The following is an 18,729-nucleotide window of genomic DNA, read 5'->3' as shown; positions in this document are numbered from 1 at the left end:
TCCGTCCAGAGTCTTCCGACCGTTTCTCGTGGTACAGCGGTTCTGATTGCTGCACGTACCGCAATGTCTTGCAGGCGGACCCTGATCTGATTCGGATAGATTTGACCTGTACTGGGTGAGATCCTGCTGTGGACAAGAACCAGGTCAGAAGCGCCACTCGGGAAGAACGTCGACGAGTCCACCTCAACAGAAAGCGCTCACCAGTATATTATTTCACACGTCGAATCCGTTCCGCCTGAGTGCCTCTGCCAGCTCACTGTCAGGGTCGACGGTAAACTCAACCAACGATGACTCTGGTCTGGTTGTCGTATACAGTTCTGAGTCAATATTGTCCGGGATCTCGTTCGCGTGTGTCTTATCAACGACTGCAACTGATATTTTTGGCCCGGCGTCCGTGTCTTTTGACTCGCTCATAACTGTTTGTAGGGGGGAGCGACGTTTGTCCTTTGGGATTCGAGTATACAATTAGGGCTTTCGAGAAGAGCTCTTGTCGGCGGTGAGAGACTCCGTATCTGCCATTTACACGAGGTCAAGGAGAAAGTCAACGACTTTACTCGTGGGAGAAGTCACAAGCGCCCGAGCCGACGAGATAGCCACCTCGGTGCGTCGCAACCTGTTGCACAACGCTGTCCGACACAGCGACAAGAAGACGCCAGACGTGTCCGTCTCAGCTGAAGAACGAGACGATGACGACAACGAGTCCGAATGCGCAGTCTTCGTCGTGGAGCTATCAGTGGTGACCGAGTCGGACGTGATCGCGGCCGTACAGGCCGATCTTACGTCTCGGGACCGAGACCCGCCGCGCGCATATACCCATCCAGTGTCTCCACGAGTGTCTCCGCGAATGCCTCGTCGTTGATGTCGGTGTCCATCTCGACGAGTTCGACATCCGAGTCGAGGTTCTCGCGCAGGGCGTCGAACAGCGCCGCGTCGGCTTCGGGATCGTAGAAGTCCTCGCCCTCGACGTCGATCATCGAGACGCCCGCCATCGGCAGGACGAGCGCGGTCGGACCGGTCGCAGCGTTGAGTTTGTCGGCGATGATCTCGCCGAGTTCGGCGTTTTCCTCGGGCGTCGTCCGCATAAGTGTCACCTGCGGGTTGTGGACGTGGAACTGCCGCCCCTCGAACTCCTCGGGTACGGACTCACGCGGCCCGAAGTTCACCATATCGAGTGCCCCGGTCGAGACCACCTGCGGGATGCCCGCCTTGCCCGCGGCATCGAGTCGCTCAGGGCCGGCACTGAGAACACCGCCGACAAGTTCGTCGGCCCACTCCGTGGTGGTGACGTCCAGCACGCCGTCGATGATGCCCTCCTCAATCAGCGACTCCATCGCCTTGCCCCCGGTTCCAGTTGCGTGGAAGACGATGGTCTCGTAGCCCTTCGCTTCGAGGATCTTGCGGGCCGCCTGGACGCAGGGCGTCGTGACGCCGAACATCGTCATTCCGATGGTCGGTCGGTCCTCGACCTCGACGTCCGGTTCGTTGGCAACCATCCCGACTACCCCGAGTGCGGCGTTGGCGATGACCTGTCGGGATAGTTGGTTCAGTCCCTCGATGTCGGCGACCGAGTACATCATCGCGATGTCGCGGGACCCGACGTAGGGTTCGGTGTCGCCCGAAGCCATCGTTGAGACCATCAGTTTGGGCACGCCGACGGGCAGCGCCCGCATAGCTGTCGTCGCGATGGAGGTGTTACCCGACCCACCGAGGCCGAGGACGCCGTCGAGGACGCCCTCATCGTGGAGTTGTTCGGCGACAGCAGCTGCACCGTCGCCCATCGCTTCCATCGCTTCGCCGCGGTCTGCATTGTCCCGGAGGTGATCCAGCGTCGTGCCGGCGGCTTCAGCCACCTCGCTCGCTGACGTGTCCGGCTCGAATGCGGGATCTCCCATCACGCCGACGTCGACGATGTGAACGTCGACGCCTTGCGCTTTGATCACGTCGCGGGCGAAGCCGAGTTCTTCGCTCTTTGTGTCCAGCGTGCCGATGATAACGACGGCCATACTAGAACTCGATCTCCTTGAACTCGCGGGCCTGGTTCTGGATGGCCTCTTCGGTGGGGAGGCGTTCGAGACTGGACGCGCCGAAGAAACCGACCACACCCTCGGTGTTGTTGAGGACGTACTCGGCGTCGTCAGGCCAGGCAATCGGGCCGCCGTGGCAGATGACCATCACATCGTCGTTTACGTCTTTGGCGGCATCGTGGTGAGCCTGCACGCGCTCGGCCGCCGTTTCGAGATCGAGCGCTGTCTCCGCGCCGATGTCCCCGGAAGTGGTCAGGCCCATATGCGAGACGATGACGTCCGCGCCAGCCTCGGCCATCTCGCGGGCCTGCGCCTCGCTGAAGACGTACGGACAGGTCAGCATATCCTGCTCGGCGGCCTCCTGGATCATATCGACCTCCTTGTCGTAGCCCATACCCGTCTCCTCGATGTTCTGACGGAACTGGCTATCTTCGTCGATGAGGCCAACTGTCGGGAAGTTCTGGACGCCCGAGAAGCCCCGCCGCTTGAGGTCCTCGATGAACACGTCCATCTCGCGGAACGGATCTGTCCCGTTGACGCCCGCCAGAACAGGTGTATCCTCGACGACCGGGATGACCTCGTGGCCCATATCGACGACGATCTCGTTGGCGTCACCGTAGGGTAGGAGACCGGCCAGCGATCCGCGACCGTTCATCCGGTAACGGCCGCTGTTGTAGATGATGAGCAAGTCGACACCGCCGCGCTCGGCAAACTTCGCAGAGATGCCCGTCCCCGCCCCCGCACCGATGATCGGTTCGCCACCCGATACCGTTGCTTCGAGTCGTGTGAGCGACTCCTCACGTGTGAACTTCATAGCCAATTGATACCAACCGACGGACAGATATTGAATATTGTGGTGAAAAAGCAAGATTGAGTTATCTCGATGGAATGAGCTATGACCTTGACTAATAAGTCTCGTTACCTATCGCTCGTAACTAGACTCACACTGGTCAAAAATCCGGATCAGGTCCCTAACCGTCGGTAGAATTATACTTCACTGGCAACACATAGCATTTCGTAGTAATGCCAGAAGAGAACTTCATCAGTAGCGGAGACGTCTCGACACAGTTGTTCGACTGGGGGACCCTGAAGTGGATGGCGACCCCGGACGTGAACGGATCGGAACGACTCAGTGCCGGCGTGGTAAACCTCGAACCCGGCAAGGGTCACGATATCCACACTCACCCCGACAGCGACGAGATCCTCTACTTCATCAGCGGCGAAGGCGAGCAGACCGTCGCCGGTGAAACGAAGGAGGTTGGGCCCGGCGAGATGATCTACATTCCGGCGGGCGTCGAGCACGGAACCACAAACACCGGCTGGGAGACGCTGCAACTGCTTGCGGTGTACGCCCCGCCAGGCCCCGAAGACGTGCTGGCTGATCTACCCGAATGTGAAATCGTGCCGGCCGGTGAGATTCCCACCCGAAACGACTGAGCCGTCGCCGAACTAGTTTTTCCGTCGGCTTATAGAGATTCGAGGAAAATACTGGTGGCTTCAGCCACCAGATGAATCCGACGATTTAAGTCACAAGCCACGTACTACGCACTGTGCGTGGAGAACTGGCAGTTGACTCGGTGTTTGCCACGGTTCGTAGCCGAAATCAAAAGGTAAGCCGCCCACGCCGACAGTCGTTAAACAACAGGTAGCTCGAAGCCCTTTACAGGGTACGAGTAACGGCTTCGTGGCAAAGCCACTGCTGACTGTCCAGCAAACCTTAGACTCCCAACCTTCAGGATTGACCTGCCCGGCCAACACCGGGTGGGAGGCCCGCGTCTTTAGGCGCGGGAGGATGTCACCAATCCTAACCCGCAGCTCAGCGAGCGGACCGGCTACAGTGAAGCAGAACTGACTGATATGGCCGTGTGGGATCTTGACACAGAACTTGAACCGGACGAAGCGACATCACTCTGGAAACAAATGCGGCCCGGAGAAAGCAAACGAGTGGACAGCACCTACCGATGTCGTGATGGATCGACGTTCCCCGTAGAGATCAATATCAGGCGTCTCGATCAGGGGCACACTGAACACTTCGTTGTCATCAGTCGTGACGTGGAACAGTTAGGTGCTGATCATCCTGAATAGGCTCGCTAACTGGCGATCGACGATCAGAACACCGCCCACTTTCCAGCGATAGCGACATCTAGAACCCACTCACGCGCCTGACTGCGATCTCCTGAGAAGGCAAATTTGGACTGACTGCTTCTACTCTGATCGTGGTGGAGCAATGAGCAGGTAATCATGTTTTGCTTCGATTCGATCAGCCGGAATGAGGAGCTGTCCCTCGTCGTTTCGCTTGAAGCCGCGAGTCTGCTGACCGTCCGGATCAAGACGGAGGTGCTCAAGATTTCCCGTCTTGACGTTGACTGTGATGTTCTCTACGGTACCGAGTTCGACACCGTCAGTCGTCATCACACTACAACCAGCTACGGAGGAGGCGAGTGCTGAATCCATATTGGACAGTGCTCATATCAATATCTTAATCTTGACAAAACTGAAATGACCACTTCAGTCACCTTTCCTCGGCCGGCCCCCATCGGATTATAACCTCCAGGCTGGGCGCATCCCTGACCTGGACTAGATAAGTTACTCCACGGGTTGCGCGAGGCCGACTTTGAGGCAGCTACAGCCAAACGGCAGATTTGAGAGATAGCAGCTTAATTTGAGATCACTGGCAGATAGAATTTTCATATCTGATTCTTGCAGGCCTAGGTTGATCAGTGAGACATCCTTTCCACCTATGACTATGTCGAATGACGGGAGCTCTTCGGCAGCACTCGACCAACAGATTTCCGACGACATCGGGGACGATCTCGATACAGAGATCGACGACATTGAGGAAGGCATCGACGCAGAAGAAGGATACGATCACGAGGGTGCGAGCGAAGTCCAAACCTCTCTGGCAGAATTACACGAGTCATCTGTCGAAATTGCCAGGCGTATCGGTGAAATTCGGGATGGAACCGCCGAGCAGTACGAAGGAATGGAAGAGGTTGCCGAGGAAGTCTCCAACCTCTCGGCAGCCGTCGAAGAAATCGCCTCCTCTTCGGAAGAGGTTTCAGCAGCCAGTCAACAGGCGAAAGAGCTCGCTGACGACGGGCAGGACGCCGCCTCGGAAGTCAAAGCATCGATGGCCGAGATACAGCAAGCCGCCACTGACGTCTCTGACGACGTTGGACAGATTCAGAATAGTGTCGTCGAAATTGACGAGATTGTAGAGGTAATCAACGATATTGCAGACCAAACGAATATATTGGCATTGAACGCCTCCATTGAGGCCGCGCGAGCCGGCGACGCAGGCGAGGGGTTCGCAGTCGTCGCGAACGAGGTCAAAGAACTCGCTGAAGAATCACAGGAGCACGCCAGCGAGATCGAAGAAATGGTTTACGACGTGCAGGAGAACACCCAGAGCGCAGTGAAGTCACTCGAAGAAAACAACGCCCGCATTGAGGATGGAATCGCAACGGTTGACGAAGCCGTCGAAATTCTTGACGACATCCACGGGGCCGTGTCGGAGGTCAGCGAGGGTATCACTGAGGTTGCCAATGCAACTGATCAGCAAGCGGCATCGACGGAGGAAGTTGCCAGTATGGTCGACCAGACGACGGCCGCAGCCGATCAAATCGCATCATCCACTGCAGAAATCGCAGACACTATCGACGACCAAACTGACCAAATTGCAGATATCGACGACGCTGTCGATGCACTAGTCGAGGACCTCGCTCGAAATACTGACGCTAAGACCACAGAGACTGCCGAGTCCGCAGCGGACGATTGAACTACTCTACTTCCAAGACGCACTGAGCATCGACCGACTCACGCATATCACACATTCATCAAAGCGAACGCCCGAAATGCATTGAACTGGCCCGTCTCAGTGTTGCTTCTCAGTCTCGCCGCCTTCCTGACGTTCCTCTTGGGTGCCGATACGATGACAGTTGGCGGGGAGATGGTCTCGTGGTCTCCCCTCCCCGGACCACTCGCCAATATCGTCGGCCTGCTGGGGACGGTGTTACTGTTCGCTGCCGGCCTGACGTGGCTTCGGACAAGCCTCTTCACACTCGTCGCAACGATCAACGATCTTCTGAACGCCGTGGGAGTACCCGCTTGCCCGAGAGTTCATCAATTGATTTGTACAATGAGTCTGCCAATTTACCAGGAAGTCATCGTAGATGTCTAAGCAGGGTCCCTCAAATCGGCCCGTCCGTGCGCTGAAAGCGGGTGGCCCGCCAGCCCTCATCACGGCCGGCATCGCGATCGCATCGACTGGGATCGCTGGCCAAGGCCTTGAGAACGAGACACGCCCAATCGCGACAGCGGTCGCATCGGTTCTCGGCATTGATCCACAGTTCGGGCCGCTATTGCTGTTGGGTATCACGGTGCTCATCCTCCCGGTCGCAGTGGTGATGCCTGGCTTGTTTGAGACAGGAAGGGCGTGACCGATATAGCATCTATGCAGCACTATTAATAAGTGTAAACCGACAATCACGCTGGGTGCGACCTGCAACTTTACAGTTAACCGACTATACAAGAGTCGAGAAATAACAATTCAATGTCTAATCGTCGTCTCCCGGGATATCGATAAATCCTCGGATCAAGTACACTACAAGAGAACTTAGGTATATATAACTGGGATATCAACTCCAGACTATGACCGATGAGGAGACGTATCGAGACCGGTTACTGATTGAAATTATCGCAGAGAAGTTTGGGTTCGGCAGGCTTTCAGAAGCACTCCCCGGACCGAGTTTCTATCCACCGTACCTGTTAGTTGCAGTCGGACTCGTCATCGAGTATGGCCTGTTTGACGTGTACAACTACCTCGTCTCCGGCAAGAGTTCGTGGCTCGCACAGCCGAACTCACTAGCAATCCCGGCGATGACAATTCTTGGTGTCATCGGACTCAGGTATATCCACCGCAGTTATTCCGACGCCGTGATCAATCTCGGAATCGCCGACGGCGATCTTGATATCGACCCATCGATTCGGAGTCAGTTTGACGGACTCGTTTCGTTCCGGATCAGAGTCATAGGATACGTCGCTACACTCATCATCTACTACACATTCCTCGTGTTCGTGATGGGAATTCCCCGGCTTCTCGATATCAGTGGCATTGGCCTGGTGCTGTACGCACAGACGGTCAGTTTTCCGCTCATCATCATCCCGATCCTGTTCGAACTCGGGATCTCCTACGTCGCTGTGCATCTCGTCATCCCACGGCGGATTGCGAAAGCTGATTTCGGCCTCTTTTATTATGACCCCCGGAATCTGGGTGGGTTCGAACCGGTCGGGGAACTCCTCAAACGCTCGTACTACATCTACACGGCAATCCTGCTCCTCTGGTTCCTGCAAACGCACACGCCGGTGCTCCTCTCGCAGTTTCTGTCCACACCGTATCCACCGCCGGGTCCGGTCTTCCAAGTGGCGCTCTCGGCTGTCTGGATTGTCGGCGTGGTGACAATCGCCTATTCAATGTACCGGACGCATTCGATTATGAAACAGAAAAAAGAAGAGAAAATTCGGTCGCTAGAGCAAGAACTCAAGGAGGCCGTAGACGACCCGTATGACGCCAAGCTCTCGAACATCGATGATCGAGAGCGATACGAAGAGGCTCAGGAAACGCTCTCACACGTCAAAAACACGAAAACGTACCCGACGACGTTCGCAATGTGGACCCAGATCTTCATCAGTGTCCTGCTCCCACAAGCGTTGAATATGGCCGTCCAGCTGCCTGGATAGGGCACGTTCCGTTCGTGGGCCGTTCCCGTCGCACTGCATCAAACCTCTACGTCTTGCACCCCCGGCCCACATTTTGTAATAGGCCTCGACGGTAACTATGTATATCAACTTCACAAGCGATTCAGGGCGAATCGCTCTGCAACATACGCACGCTGTATTCAGCAGACTGTTCATAAAAATATATCTTATCTGACAAAAAGTCAGCGGTCAATTCGCACCCTGTATCTTGCACGGCGTCAGAGAAGTTCCTCGTATTTGGTATGAATATCAGCCACGAGAACTCACACGTTCAGGCTTGAAGCTACACTGGTCGTGGATGCCTCTCTCGCGTGTGTAACACCATTATGCACCTATTTCTCGCCCACAGCACCCCGGCGCCAGACCCGCAACCAGCCAGTCGGCGAGAAATCTTTAGGCGAGTGGAATGGGATCTCTGATATAGTGAGACGCCTCGACGACACGGAAATCGATGAAGTGCTCATTCGAAATGGCATCGGCGTGCTGGCACTGGTCGACGGCACACAACCGTATGCGATTCCGATCTCCTTCGGCTACGATGCAGAAGAGATGGTCTTTCCGATGCAGTGGGGTGGCGGCTACAGCAGCCGGAAGAGTGAAGCGATCGAATCCAACCCGAACGTCTGTCTCACAGTGTACGAGCAAGACGCAGACGACCCCGCGATCTGGCGGAGTGTCGTTGTGACGGGCGAGATCTACGAGATCGAGGACGCCGACACAGAGCAAGCATACGCCAGCCTAGCCGCAAACGCAGAGTTCCCGCCTGATCTCGGTGTCTGGGGGATTCCCTTCGAGGACGTTGAGTTCCGCTTGTTTGGGTTGACTCCTGACGAGTGCACCGGACGTGAGTTTGCCACGGAGTATGGCGGCTGGGACGGCTGAAATACATCCAACCCGACAGTAACCCTGCTACACAAGAGCGAAGGACTAATTCCTCTGAGTGAGCCAATGGAATCAAGAGTAATTCGGGATGTGGCTCAGACAATCAGAGATTGGGTGCTTACAGGCCCAAATCCAGTGTCGCTCAGGCTCTACACAAAAATACACGTTGATTAGTGAAATTATATTAAAATTTACATATTTTCAAACCTTCAATTTAGTTATAGATATGTGGACAGGAAAGTCGGGTTCATTACTGGATGCAGACGGCAAGTCAATTGAGTAATGATATCAAGAATACGAGCTGATTGGCGGGCAGCTACTAGTCTAACAGGGAGTGTTATAAAGTGGCTCACCATTCCGTTACTGTTTCCTGTCATACTCTCGCTTTATTATGGCCGTGGGCTCTCGACATTTCTCGCGACGATCGTTATTGCGTTTAGCGTGGGCTGGGGGCTGGAACAGACGCATAACGATCCTGCAGATGCTCTCGGACCGCGCGAAGCGTTCCTTATGGTGGCGCTGACGTGGCTCCTAGTTAGCGTAGTTGGTGCGGTCCCCTACGTGATCGAAGGGGCTTTCACGTCCTATGGGGCGAGTTCGACACTCCGTTTCCCAGTTAACGCGCTGTTCGAGACGATGAGTGGATTCACAACCACGGGGTCCACAGTTATGGGGAGTATCTCCTTCGAGAACCATTCCCGCGCACTGATGATGTGGAGACAGGAGACTCAGTGGCTTGGAGGGATGGGAATCGTCATTCTTGCGATCGCGATTCTCCCAGAACTCTCCGTTGGCGGAGCCCAGCTGATGGATGCGGAAGCTCCTGGCCCTGGACTTGAGAAACTTACCCCCCGAATCGCTGAAACAGCACGCGCACTCTGGGGACTATATGTCGGTCTTACAATCCTCGAAATCGTCGGACTATACGCGTTTCACCGTGTGGGACTAGCCCCCGAGATGACGCTGTACAATGCGATCGCACACGGCTTCACCACGATGCCGACAGGCGGGTTCTCACCGGAAGCCCGATCGATTGAGGCGTTCACCGCAATTGTCCAGTGGTTCATTATTCCGTTTATGATCGCAGCGGGGACGAACTTTGCATTGTTCTGGCATCTCTGGAACCGCGACCTCCAGACCGTGAGGAACGATGTCGAAGTGAAGGGCTATATTGGCGTTATCGGTATCCTCACCGCACTCGTTGCAGGGCTACTATTCACGAATTTTGGGAGCGAGATGCTCACAGGAGGCGTTGAGCCGGCCGTCCGGCATGCAGCCTTTCAGATTGCATCTATCGTCACGACGACTGGCTACGCAAGTATGGACTTCAATCTCTGGGGACAACAGACCAAGTTCGTTCTCTTGTTCGCGATGTTCATTGGCGGCTCAGCGGGGAGTACCGGCGGTAGTATCAAAGTAATCAGGTGGATCGTAATGCTGAAAGCGCTTCGCCGGGAGCTGGTTACTGCGGCCCATCCGGAAGTCGTCAAGCCTGTTCGGCTTGGAAGTCAAGTTATCGATGAGACAGCGATTCGAGGGATTTTCACGTTTACTGTCCTCTATCTCGTTATCTTCGCCCTCGGGACTCTCATAATAATCACCATCGGCATTTCAGGTGAAAGTCTGACAGCGTTCGAAGCGACAAGTGCAGTCGCCGCGACGTTGGGCAACGTCGGGCCGGGCATAGGATTGGTCGGACCGATGAACAGCTTTCTGCCGTTCCCCCGGAGTTCGAAACTCTTGATGGTATTCCTGATGTGGGTGGGCCGACTAGAGATATTCCCTGTCTTTGTACTCCTCACTCGTTCCTATTGGCAGACCTGATGGAACAGGTTCCAACACTCAGTTCCTTCAGACGCTCTGCTGACCCGTGAACACCGAGAATCACCCGATACGACCGCGGCGAGCCCACTATTGACCTCGTTACGCGGGCGGACAGGCCGCCTCCATAGGACGGTTCGGAATCCGCTCCGACCGATTCCTACCCGTTAGTAGGGTTGCCTGTCACTTACACGCCAGTATTCTGAAACTCAGAGTGCTGTCGAACGTTGATGCTCTCCCAAGTGACGGCGCGTATCCACGGCGTGAACGCCGTGGTATTGCGCCTGTTCAGCCTATAACACGGTCCACTGCGCCCGTGGTAGTTGACTAGAAACACTCTTGCTGGTCACAGAAGGTGGAGGATAAACTCGATCGACTGTGGGAGAGTAAACCGGAGGGCTGCCCCTCCAGAACCCAATCCGATATAACTCATTAAAATAACGAACTGAGACCGCTGGTCCTCGATACCGGTGAGGAATTTATACAAGATCAGCGAGCCGGTCGCTTGGACGATGAATATCGAGACGATAGCTGCTGAGAGATAAAAATATGGATCACTCTCGATAGATAAAAAGGCATCTGGTGCCAGCGGGCTATTTATGACAGTGAGCACACTGCCGATGAATAGGCAGCCAACCGCCACTGTCCCGGCCACAAGCATCCCTCGGATACCGATGAAGACAGATCTTTTGAGGCCTCTCTCTAGAGCACCCGCAATTCGGGCAGTACGAGATGACGAAGGTCCCATATTACCTTTCCCTTAAGACAGGTAAACTATCGCAAGAGTTGAATCATTTGTTTCTCCAAGCGTTACCTCACTTATCTGCTATTCGAGGCGAAAACCCCGCCCGCGAGGCGAGAGTGTTCCGACGCCGAGTCGGAACCAAGGAGTGAACAGGCGGGGACCAAGCGGACACTCTGTGGGAAAAACCACCGGACTGTGGTCGGGCTGGGTGACCGACCGAAAGTTTTGCCGTGGCCCGACCTACCAGAAACTGCTACGGAATCGGTGAGATGCTGGCCCCCAACAGACAAGGGGCAGTGACGAACGCGGTCTGTTCGTCACACGGCAATGACATCGATTCCGATGGGACCTGCGTGACCGGGCCACAGCCCTACAGCGAGAGAGAAAACGAGAGTTTCGCCGGTCTGCTGCTGGTTCCCTCTGAGTGCGGGTTGGAACCGTCACGTCCTGCTTCGGCAGGCCGGTCATCCAGTGGCCGGATGCCACGGCCTGAAGGCCGTGGAGGAGGTCACCGAGTGATTCCCTTCCGAACTTCGGCATCTACTGTGAAGGGATGGGCTTTCGCCTCGCTACCACTGTAACGGATCACTGGCCAGTGAACGTAGTCAACGTCTCTTCAGTAACCCCGGACCGGGAGTGGATTGTAACAAAATCGTTCTCTTTAATCACGGTCTGTCCTGTTGGCGTAATAGTCCCTTCATCACGATTGATTCTGACGACCAACACATCTGAAGGAATGAGTCCCTCTTCGTTCGCTTCTTGGAGCGTCTTTTCCGCAATTGGCGCTTCTTTTCTGACAATAACTTCAATGACATCTGTATCGCCAGCAAGCCCTGCAACACCAGTGACTGGTGATGCCAACTCTTCATCACGGGGGCCGAAGGGGGAATAGGGGCGAAAATACTCTCGGTGGATTAGATCCTCGTCGTCAATCTCGATACCAAGTGATGTAATTTCTTGTGCAATTCGCGTGAGATCGTCGGTATCTGTCCCAACAACTGTAATCCGGAGATCGCCTTTGCCAGACATAATCTCTCGGATATTTATCACGCCTGGTACATCGAGGACTCGTTGGGCCATCTCCTCCCGGTCACGAGATCCCGTACTGCAGACGTAATGGTTTGTGAGCCGTCCTCCAACCTTCTGATAATTAATATCGGTATGATATCCTTGGATTACGCCCGCTTCTTCGAGACGACGAATTCGATTCCGCACAGTCGGCGCTGAAACATCGACTTTCTCCGCGATATCGGGTGCAGATGTGTGGCGGGCCTCCTGCGACAGATAATACAGAATTCGTTCGTCGACGGTATCGATCTGAAGAGACATATTTATACTCCAGGATTAGGTCCGTATCGTCTTTTAAATTACCGTTTGGTGTCTGATTAATTTCTGGCACAGTTTCCGATTCTAGCAAGATTTTGATAGCCAGAAGTCCGCTATACCCGCGATAGAATCCGTAACACACTAGAAGAACGAATAGAAATATTTCTCCACTTCATCTACTGAATCGTTTGTAAAAGCGGAGAATATTTATCTTATCGTAGTATGGCAACCAATATGGTCTCACAGTTCACGCTTGCTGCAACGTCAATTGGGATCGGTACACGGGCTAGTCCGAGCCACAGAACCATCCGCCAACTTGCTTCCTTCACCGAAAGTACGTCTAAACCGTACTTATGGCAGTACTCACACGGTTTGCGTCGTGCACTAGACAAGCACCAGGTTGCTTTTGAACAATGGTGATGTGAGTATGAGTGATCCGCACGATGAACCAGAGGTACCGGATACCTTACCTGAGGCGCTAATCCAACGGATCGACTCGTTAGAACTCCCTGAGCTGAAAGCCGTTCTCTCGTACGTTGAACGCCGTATTGACGCGCTTCGTGTCCCCATTGAAGAGGAGATTGAGGCGACCGCGGCTGGAGAGGTCCTCCAAATTGAGAACTATGGAGTGTACGCACTCGTGCGTAAGCATCCACCGAATCCGGATGGTCCTGGAGTTAACACGGATATTGTCTCACTATACCACGTCCACCGAGAATCGCAGCCAGATGGAGCAGAATCACTGCACTGGGCGTACCTCGGAGATGTCCATAATTCGGAACAAATTCGCTGTGATTCCTGCGGGGCCCGCCTCGATAAAAATGCATCTGTCTGCCCTCATTGTGGCAATAAGCACATCTCCCAGTCTGAGACGGGGGAGTAAGCGATGACAAAGTCACTGACAAAGCGTCTTCTCGTCCCGGTTGTAGACGAAGAGGATGCACGTGAAACGGCCCAGATACTCGATGACTATGACTATGGCCACGTAACCGTCGTCCACGTAATCGAGAAAGGAGAAGGAGTTCCCGACAAGCTCCCTCTCGAACAGGCTGAACAACGGGCTTCGGAGGCATATGGTGCGTTTCGTGGAACCATCCCGGAGATTGACACCGAAACTGCATACCGTCGAGATGTCGTTGCTGCGATCCTCGACGTCGCAGCGGATGTGGATGCCAGCGCTATCGCGTTTCGTCCTCGTGGTGGAAACCGTCTCGTCCAGTTCTTGTCCGGTGACACGGCGCTCAAACTGATCACGGAGGCAGATCTGCCCGTTATTGCACTCCCAGAAGAGACCGAAAACAAATGATCGGAGAGCTAATTTGAATATGCATACACGTAGCGACGCGCGTAACACTGGTGGTATCGTATGAGTGAGACCGAGCAAGAACTCGCCCGTGATCTCGGCTTCCTCGAGGCCTACACGATCGGTCTCGGGACAATGATTGGTGCAGGGATTTTCGTTCTCCCGAGCATCGCTGCCGAGCAGGCCGGTCCCGCTAGTATGGTCTCCTTCTTCGGTGGAGGGTTGGTGTCGTTGTTAGCGGCTCTCTCCCTCTCGGAATTGGCGACCGGAATGCCGAAAGCAGGCGGCAGTTACTACTACGTCAATCGAGCGCTCGGCCCATTCTTCGGAAGTATCGTCGGCTGGGGGATGTGGGCTGGGCTGACGTTCGCTTCAGCATTCTATATGATTGGCTTCGGCCAATACCTTCTGCCGGGACTCGGCCAGTACATTGGGTTCCTTGCTGGCTGGGGGCAGATCGGCATTACTGTCGCAGCACTCGTAATGGCAGCGTTGCTGACTGGCGTCAACTACTATGGCGTCAAAGAAACCGGTGCGCTCCAGAACGTCATCGTCCTATCGCTTGTTGGACTTATTCTCGCCTTCCTCGCTCTGGGTATCATCAGTGGGCCGACGCTCGGTGAATTCAACCCTAATGGGTGGCCCGCAGTTGCAGCGACGATCGGAACAGTCTATGTTTCGTTCATCGGCTTCGAGGTCATTGCGACGAGTGCCGAGGAGATCAAAAACCCGAGCCGAAACCTTCCGCTCGCGATGATCGCAGCCGTGGTAACGCCGACGCTGATGTACGTGGGCGTGATGTTCGTTTCGACGGGAACGCTTTCGATTGAAGCTCTTGCGACATCCCAGATTCCGGTTGCCGATGTTGCGACCGAATTTATGGGGGCAATCGGAGCGCTGGTAATGATCGTCGGAGCTGTGCTTGCGACGGTTTCGAGTGCGAATGCCAGCATTCTTTCAGCTGCTCGAGTCAACTTCGCGATGGGTCGTGATCGGATCCTCGTCAACTGGCTCAACGAGGTTCACGAACGGTTCCGGACGCCGTACCGGGCGATTACGGTTACGGGAATTATCACGCTCGTCCTGATCGCGGTCGGCGTTGGGGTCGGAACACTCGCCGAGGTGGCGAGTTTTATGTACCTCGTGACGTACGCCCTCGTCCACGTTGCTGTCGTCGTGTTGCGCCGGGCAAACCCAGATGCGTACGATCCGTCGTTCAAGATCCCGATAGGTCTGTATCCTATTGTGCCAATTCTGGGATTCGTGGCCTGTCTTGTGATTCTGGTACAAATGAACTTTATTGTCCAGGCTATCGGTACTGTTATCGTCGTCTTCGGTGTGCTCTGGTATTTCGGATATGCACGCAATCGGGCACTCAGTGCGAGCTTGGTCGGTGAAGCAATTGCTCCTGAACCAGAAGCAATGGAAGGCGGCGAAGGTCGCTATCGCGTCGTCGTCCCGGTCGCGAATCCGGAGACCGAACGCGATCTCCTCAAAATGGCAGCAGCGAGCGCACACGCTCACGAAGACGAACGCGCCGAGGTAATCGCCGTGAACGTCATTGAGGTTCCACCCCAGACGTCGCTCTCTCAGGATCTAACATTCGAGGAGGAACGGGTTGAGCGACAGCAGGCATTGCTTGATTCTGCCCGCGATATCGCATCTGAACTCGATATCGGGCTCCGAACCCGGGCAATTGCGGGGCGAAGTGCTGGGTCCGTCATTCTGGATGTGATTGAAGAAGAAAACGCCGATCACGTCCTTCTTGGCTGGCAAGGGACGCGAAGTCGGCGTGAACACGTCCTCGGATCGACAATCGATCCTGTCATTGGACGTGCCCCGTGTGATGCGACGCTGGTAAAGCTCGGATCCGAAGGTGGGCGCGGAGAAGGGGATATTATTGCGCTCGCTGGCGAGGGCCCACACGCGCCGGTCGCAGCCCGGCGTGCTGCCGAATTCGTCTCTGCAGCTGATGATGCCTCGTTGACGCTGCTTAATGTGCAATCTCCCGAGAACGACAGTGATGAAGACCTCTCGCCAACTGAGCGTGGTGAAGCAGTGATTGCCGAGTTAGCTGAACGCGCCGGAATTGAATATATGTCGTACGATACCAAAGTGGAAGTTGCCGAAGATACCGAACAGGCTATTATCGAGGTCGCTCAGGAATACGACACGGTCTGCGTCGGTGCGACACGTTCGGGGACGGTTTCGCAGGCTGTATTTGGATCGCTCCCGGAGAAAATCGGCGCAGAACTATCGCAAACGGTCGTGATGGCACGCGGAGAGGAGGAATCTCCGATGTCAATTCGTGAAGCACTGATGCGGAGATTGGAGGTCTAACCACTATGTACATCATCGTCATCGGCGCCGGAGATATTGGCACACCGCTTATTGATATTGCGACGCAGTTTGGAAACGAAGTCGTCGCTATCGAGCGCGATGAAAAGCGCGCGAATCAGGCGGCAGATCAGTTTGATTGCTTGGTATTGAATGCTGACGCCACAACAAAAGAAACGCTAGAGGATGCTGGTGCTGAGCGGGCTGACGCACTCATCTCGACGACTGATCAAGATGCAACTAACGTGATGACCTGCCTGCTCGCAAAAGAGTTCGAAATTCCTGCGATCCTCTCGGTCGTCCACAACCCGGAGCATATGGGGTTGTTCAAACAGATTGGTGTCAACACAATGGAAAATCCTCAACAGCTCATTGCTGAGTATCTCTACCGGGCTGTAGCGCGGCCGGCAATTGTCGATTATATGCGTATTGGTGAAAATGCAGAGGTGTTCGAAATCGAGGTCACCGAAGAGGCACCTATCGCAGGGAAGACGCTCCAAGAAGCTACACAGGAGGGACTGATTACTGCCGAGATGCTCGTTGTTGCGATCGAACGTGAAGGCGATGATCACCCGATCACTCCTCGCGGGAATACAACCATCAAGAAAGGCGACCTGCTGACAGTGTACTCTGGTGTCGGTGCTGATCCAGAGGTTACGGACATCTTTGGGCACTATGAAGATCACTCCCAGTAGGCTGATAATGTCGAATTCCGAGAACATCTCGGCAACTCTGATCGCAAATACGGAGAACGAATGAACGGAGCCATTGCAACTGTCGGCCGAGATATCGGTCGCATCTTGGAAGCGCTTGGCGGGCTGATGCTAGTCTCGCTCGCTGTACCTCTCCTCTGGGGAGAGTACTATGCGCTCCCGGCATTGCTGGTCTCCGCTATCATTCCGTTAGGAATTGGCTGGCTGCTCTTTCGACGATTCAAGGACGCTGAAGCACCGAGCCGGTTCCACGGGATGATTGTCGCCGCGTTAGGATGGTTTTCCGTTGGCCTCTTCGGCTCGTTGCCATTCCTGTTGATTGCCTGGAGCGTCCAACTCGGCGTATCAGGATTTACAACACCCGCTCAGACAGCGACTCTGGCAGCGTTTACCGAGCCGCTCAACGCCGTCTTCGAGAGTATGAGTGGCTTCACGGGTACAGGACTCACGATGACCGATAATGAGGAAGTGCTCCCACGCACACTCCAGTGGTGGCGGACGTTCACCGAATGGGTCGGTGGGGTCGGAGTAATCGTTTTGACGACAGCGATCCTCTCACGCCCTGGGAGCGGGTCACTGACGCTTTATGAAAGCGAGGCTCGCTCGGAGAAGATTCACCCAAGCATTGTCTCGACGGTTAGGACGATCTGGTGGATTTTCATTCTGTTCACGTTCGTTTCTATCCTCGCGCTGTGGCTCGCGGGGATGCCGATCTGGGGGGCGATCAATCACGGGATGACCGGCCTCGCAACCGGTGGGTTCTCAATTACAGACAACTCGATTGCGACCTACGATAGCGCCCTGATCGACTTCGTGTTGATTCCGGTTATGCTGCTGGGCAGCATCGCGTTTCCGGTACATTATCTCATCCTCCGAGGAGATCTCCGAAACTTCTATTCGGATCTTCAGACGCGGTGGGTATTTGGTTATATGAGTATTGGGTCGGCGTTGTTGTGGGGCTTCCTCTACTACGCTGGTCCCTATGGGACACCCTTCGCTGCTTTGCGCTATGGCCTGTTCCAGTTCGTCTCGGCTGCCACCTGTACCGGATTCCAGACGGCTGTCGATTCGACCAATGTTGCACTTGGCCGGTGGCCCTCGTACGCTCAATTGACGGTCACATTCGGGATGTTTGTTGGTGGTGCTGCTGGATCAACTGCCGGCGGCATCAAACTCATTCGTGGACTGACGCTCGCGAAGGGAATTCGGTATCAGATTGCGGATGTCTTCTACCCCGAGACTGCCGTGCGCCGACTGCAAATTAACGGCCGGCGACTGAATGAGGATGAAGCGAGCCGCGAATTTATGGAGGCAGCAATCATCGTCGTCCTTTGGATTACCTTCCTGGTCGTCGGTACCTTCATACTACTTCTCACGCTCCCGTCAGGAGAGTATTCACTCGCCAACGTCGTGTTCGAGGTAGCTAGCGCACAGGGGAACGTGGGTCTCTCGTCGGGAATTACGGGGCCTGAGTCACTCCCGACGATTGGAAAGATCGTGTTTCTCTTCCATATGTGGATCGGGCGGCTCGAGATCATTCCCGTACTCGTGATGCTCCGAACAATCTTCAAGCGCGGAGGACTCTACCAATGAAACTGGACAGTCTTCCGGTTCTTTCCTCTGTGTTCGAAGCTGGTGCCGATGACCGCATCTTCGATTCGCTGCTGTTGCTTGGTCCCCTCATTATTGGTTTGATTATCGTTCTGAATCGGTCTCTCGTCACCGAGACGCTTGCGATTGCATATCTCGGGGTGTTCGTCGTGTACATCCTCTATCGAGGGGTCCAGTAAAGCGAAAAGGGAGACTCCTCGTTGTGTTTCC

General features: G+C 54.9%; 18 protein-coding genes. 12 read left to right on the top strand and 6 right to left on the bottom strand.

The features are described 5' to 3' along the window. Positions 1-213 precede the first annotated feature (213 nt). The 3 genes from RBH22_RS13170 to RBH22_RS13160 form a co-directional block, all read right to left on the bottom strand. Positions 214-414 carry a hypothetical protein gene (locus RBH22_RS13170; protein ID WP_256289382.1) on the bottom strand — a complete coding sequence of 67 codons (201 nt, stop codon included), beginning with the start codon at positions 412-414 and terminating at the stop codon, positions 214-216. Positions 415-776: 362 nt separating this feature from the next. Next, positions 777-2,003 (bottom strand): Tm-1-like ATP-binding domain-containing protein, encoded by a 1,227-nt coding sequence (locus tag RBH22_RS13165; RefSeq protein WP_306677759.1) that lies wholly within the window; start codon positions 2,001-2,003, stop codon positions 777-779. 1 nt (position 2,004) lies between these two features. Further along, positions 2,005-2,838: a phosphoenolpyruvate hydrolase family protein gene (locus tag RBH22_RS13160; RefSeq protein ID WP_306677757.1), complete on the bottom strand. Its 834-nt coding sequence runs from the start codon at positions 2,836-2,838 to the stop codon at positions 2,005-2,007. Positions 2,839-3,047: 209 nt separating this feature from the next. Between RBH22_RS13160 and RBH22_RS13155 the strand changes: the two genes are divergently transcribed. Further along, positions 3,048-3,461: a cupin domain-containing protein gene (locus RBH22_RS13155; protein ID WP_306677755.1), complete on the top strand. Its 414-nt coding sequence runs from the start codon at positions 3,048-3,050 to the stop codon at positions 3,459-3,461. Positions 3,462-4,229: 768 nt separating this feature from the next. On the opposite strand, the gene RBH22_RS13150 is transcribed toward RBH22_RS13155, so the two are convergent. Then, positions 4,230-4,478, bottom strand: a complete 249-nt coding sequence (locus tag RBH22_RS13150) for a PRC-barrel domain-containing protein (RefSeq protein WP_306677754.1) — start codon at positions 4,476-4,478, stop codon at positions 4,230-4,232. 259 nt (positions 4,479-4,737) lie between these two features. Between RBH22_RS13150 and RBH22_RS13145 the strand changes: the two genes are divergently transcribed. The 5 genes from RBH22_RS13145 to RBH22_RS13125 all read left to right on the top strand — a co-directional run bounded on the left by RBH22_RS13145 (position 4,738) and on the right by RBH22_RS13125 (position 10,487). Continuing rightward, on the top strand, positions 4,738-5,802 hold the full coding sequence (locus tag RBH22_RS13145; RefSeq protein ID WP_306677753.1) for a methyl-accepting chemotaxis protein: 1,065 nt from the start codon (positions 4,738-4,740) through the stop codon (positions 5,800-5,802). Positions 5,803-6,196: 394 nt separating this feature from the next. Further along, positions 6,197-6,463 carry a hypothetical protein gene (locus RBH22_RS13140; RefSeq protein WP_306677752.1) on the top strand — a complete coding sequence of 89 codons (267 nt, stop codon included), beginning with the start codon at positions 6,197-6,199 and terminating at the stop codon, positions 6,461-6,463. Between the two features lie 211 nt (positions 6,464-6,674). After that, positions 6,675-7,763: a hypothetical protein gene (locus tag RBH22_RS13135; RefSeq protein WP_306677751.1), complete on the top strand. Its 1,089-nt coding sequence runs from the start codon at positions 6,675-6,677 to the stop codon at positions 7,761-7,763. 441 nt (positions 7,764-8,204) lie between these two features. Then, on the top strand, positions 8,205-8,663 hold the full coding sequence (locus RBH22_RS13130) for a pyridoxamine 5'-phosphate oxidase family protein (protein WP_306677750.1): 459 nt from the start codon (positions 8,205-8,207) through the stop codon (positions 8,661-8,663). Positions 8,664-8,945: 282 nt separating this feature from the next. Continuing rightward, positions 8,946-10,487 (top strand): TrkH family potassium uptake protein, encoded by a 1,542-nt coding sequence (locus RBH22_RS13125; protein WP_306677749.1) that lies wholly within the window; start codon positions 8,946-8,948, stop codon positions 10,485-10,487. A gap of 343 nt (positions 10,488-10,830) precedes the next feature. On the opposite strand, the gene RBH22_RS13120 is transcribed toward RBH22_RS13125, so the two are convergent. After that, positions 10,831-11,139 carry a hypothetical protein gene (locus tag RBH22_RS13120; protein ID WP_306677748.1) on the bottom strand — a complete coding sequence of 103 codons (309 nt, stop codon included), beginning with the start codon at positions 11,137-11,139 and terminating at the stop codon, positions 10,831-10,833. A gap of 675 nt (positions 11,140-11,814) precedes the next feature. Continuing rightward, entirely contained in the window at positions 11,815-12,558 is a 744-nt protein-coding gene (locus tag RBH22_RS13115) for an Lrp/AsnC family transcriptional regulator (RefSeq protein ID WP_306677747.1), read from the bottom strand. Positions 12,559-12,982: 424 nt separating this feature from the next. Here RBH22_RS13115 and RBH22_RS13110 point away from each other — a divergent pair, with 424 nt between their 5' ends. The 6 genes from RBH22_RS13110 to RBH22_RS13085 are packed head-to-tail and all read left to right on the top strand — an operon-like array spanning position 12,983 to position 18,698. After that, complete coding sequence (locus RBH22_RS13110) at positions 12,983-13,438, top strand: zinc ribbon domain-containing protein (RefSeq protein WP_306677746.1); 456 nt, start codon at positions 12,983-12,985, stop codon at positions 13,436-13,438. A gap of 3 nt (positions 13,439-13,441) precedes the next feature. After that, a complete protein-coding gene (locus RBH22_RS13105) occupies positions 13,442-13,861 on the top strand; it encodes a universal stress protein (protein WP_256290696.1) in 420 nt (139 codons plus the stop codon). Between the two features lie 60 nt (positions 13,862-13,921). Next, a complete protein-coding gene (locus RBH22_RS13100) occupies positions 13,922-16,198 on the top strand; it encodes an amino acid permease (RefSeq protein WP_306677745.1) in 2,277 nt (758 codons plus the stop codon). Positions 16,199-16,203: 5 nt separating this feature from the next. Continuing rightward, on the top strand, positions 16,204-16,890 hold the full coding sequence (locus RBH22_RS13095) for a TrkA family potassium uptake protein (protein ID WP_306677744.1): 687 nt from the start codon (positions 16,204-16,206) through the stop codon (positions 16,888-16,890). Positions 16,891-16,950: 60 nt separating this feature from the next. After that, on the top strand, positions 16,951-18,501 hold the full coding sequence (locus RBH22_RS13090) for a TrkH family potassium uptake protein (RefSeq protein WP_256546714.1): 1,551 nt from the start codon (positions 16,951-16,953) through the stop codon (positions 18,499-18,501). Continuing rightward, entirely contained in the window at positions 18,498-18,698 is a 201-nt protein-coding gene (locus RBH22_RS13085; RefSeq protein ID WP_256290690.1) for a hypothetical protein, read from the top strand. Before RBH22_RS13090 ends, RBH22_RS13085 begins: the two co-directional genes overlap by 4 nt. Positions 18,699-18,729: the final 31 nt, after the last annotated feature.

Origin of the sequence: Halobellus sp. H-GB7 (genome assembly GCF_030848585.1) — an archaeon.
GTDB classification, from domain to species: Archaea; Halobacteriota; Halobacteria; order Halobacteriales; family Haloferacaceae; genus Haloquadratum; species Haloquadratum inordinatus.
The sequence above is the reverse complement of the archived record's forward strand: the minus strand, read 5'-3'. Positions and strand labels throughout refer to the sequence as shown.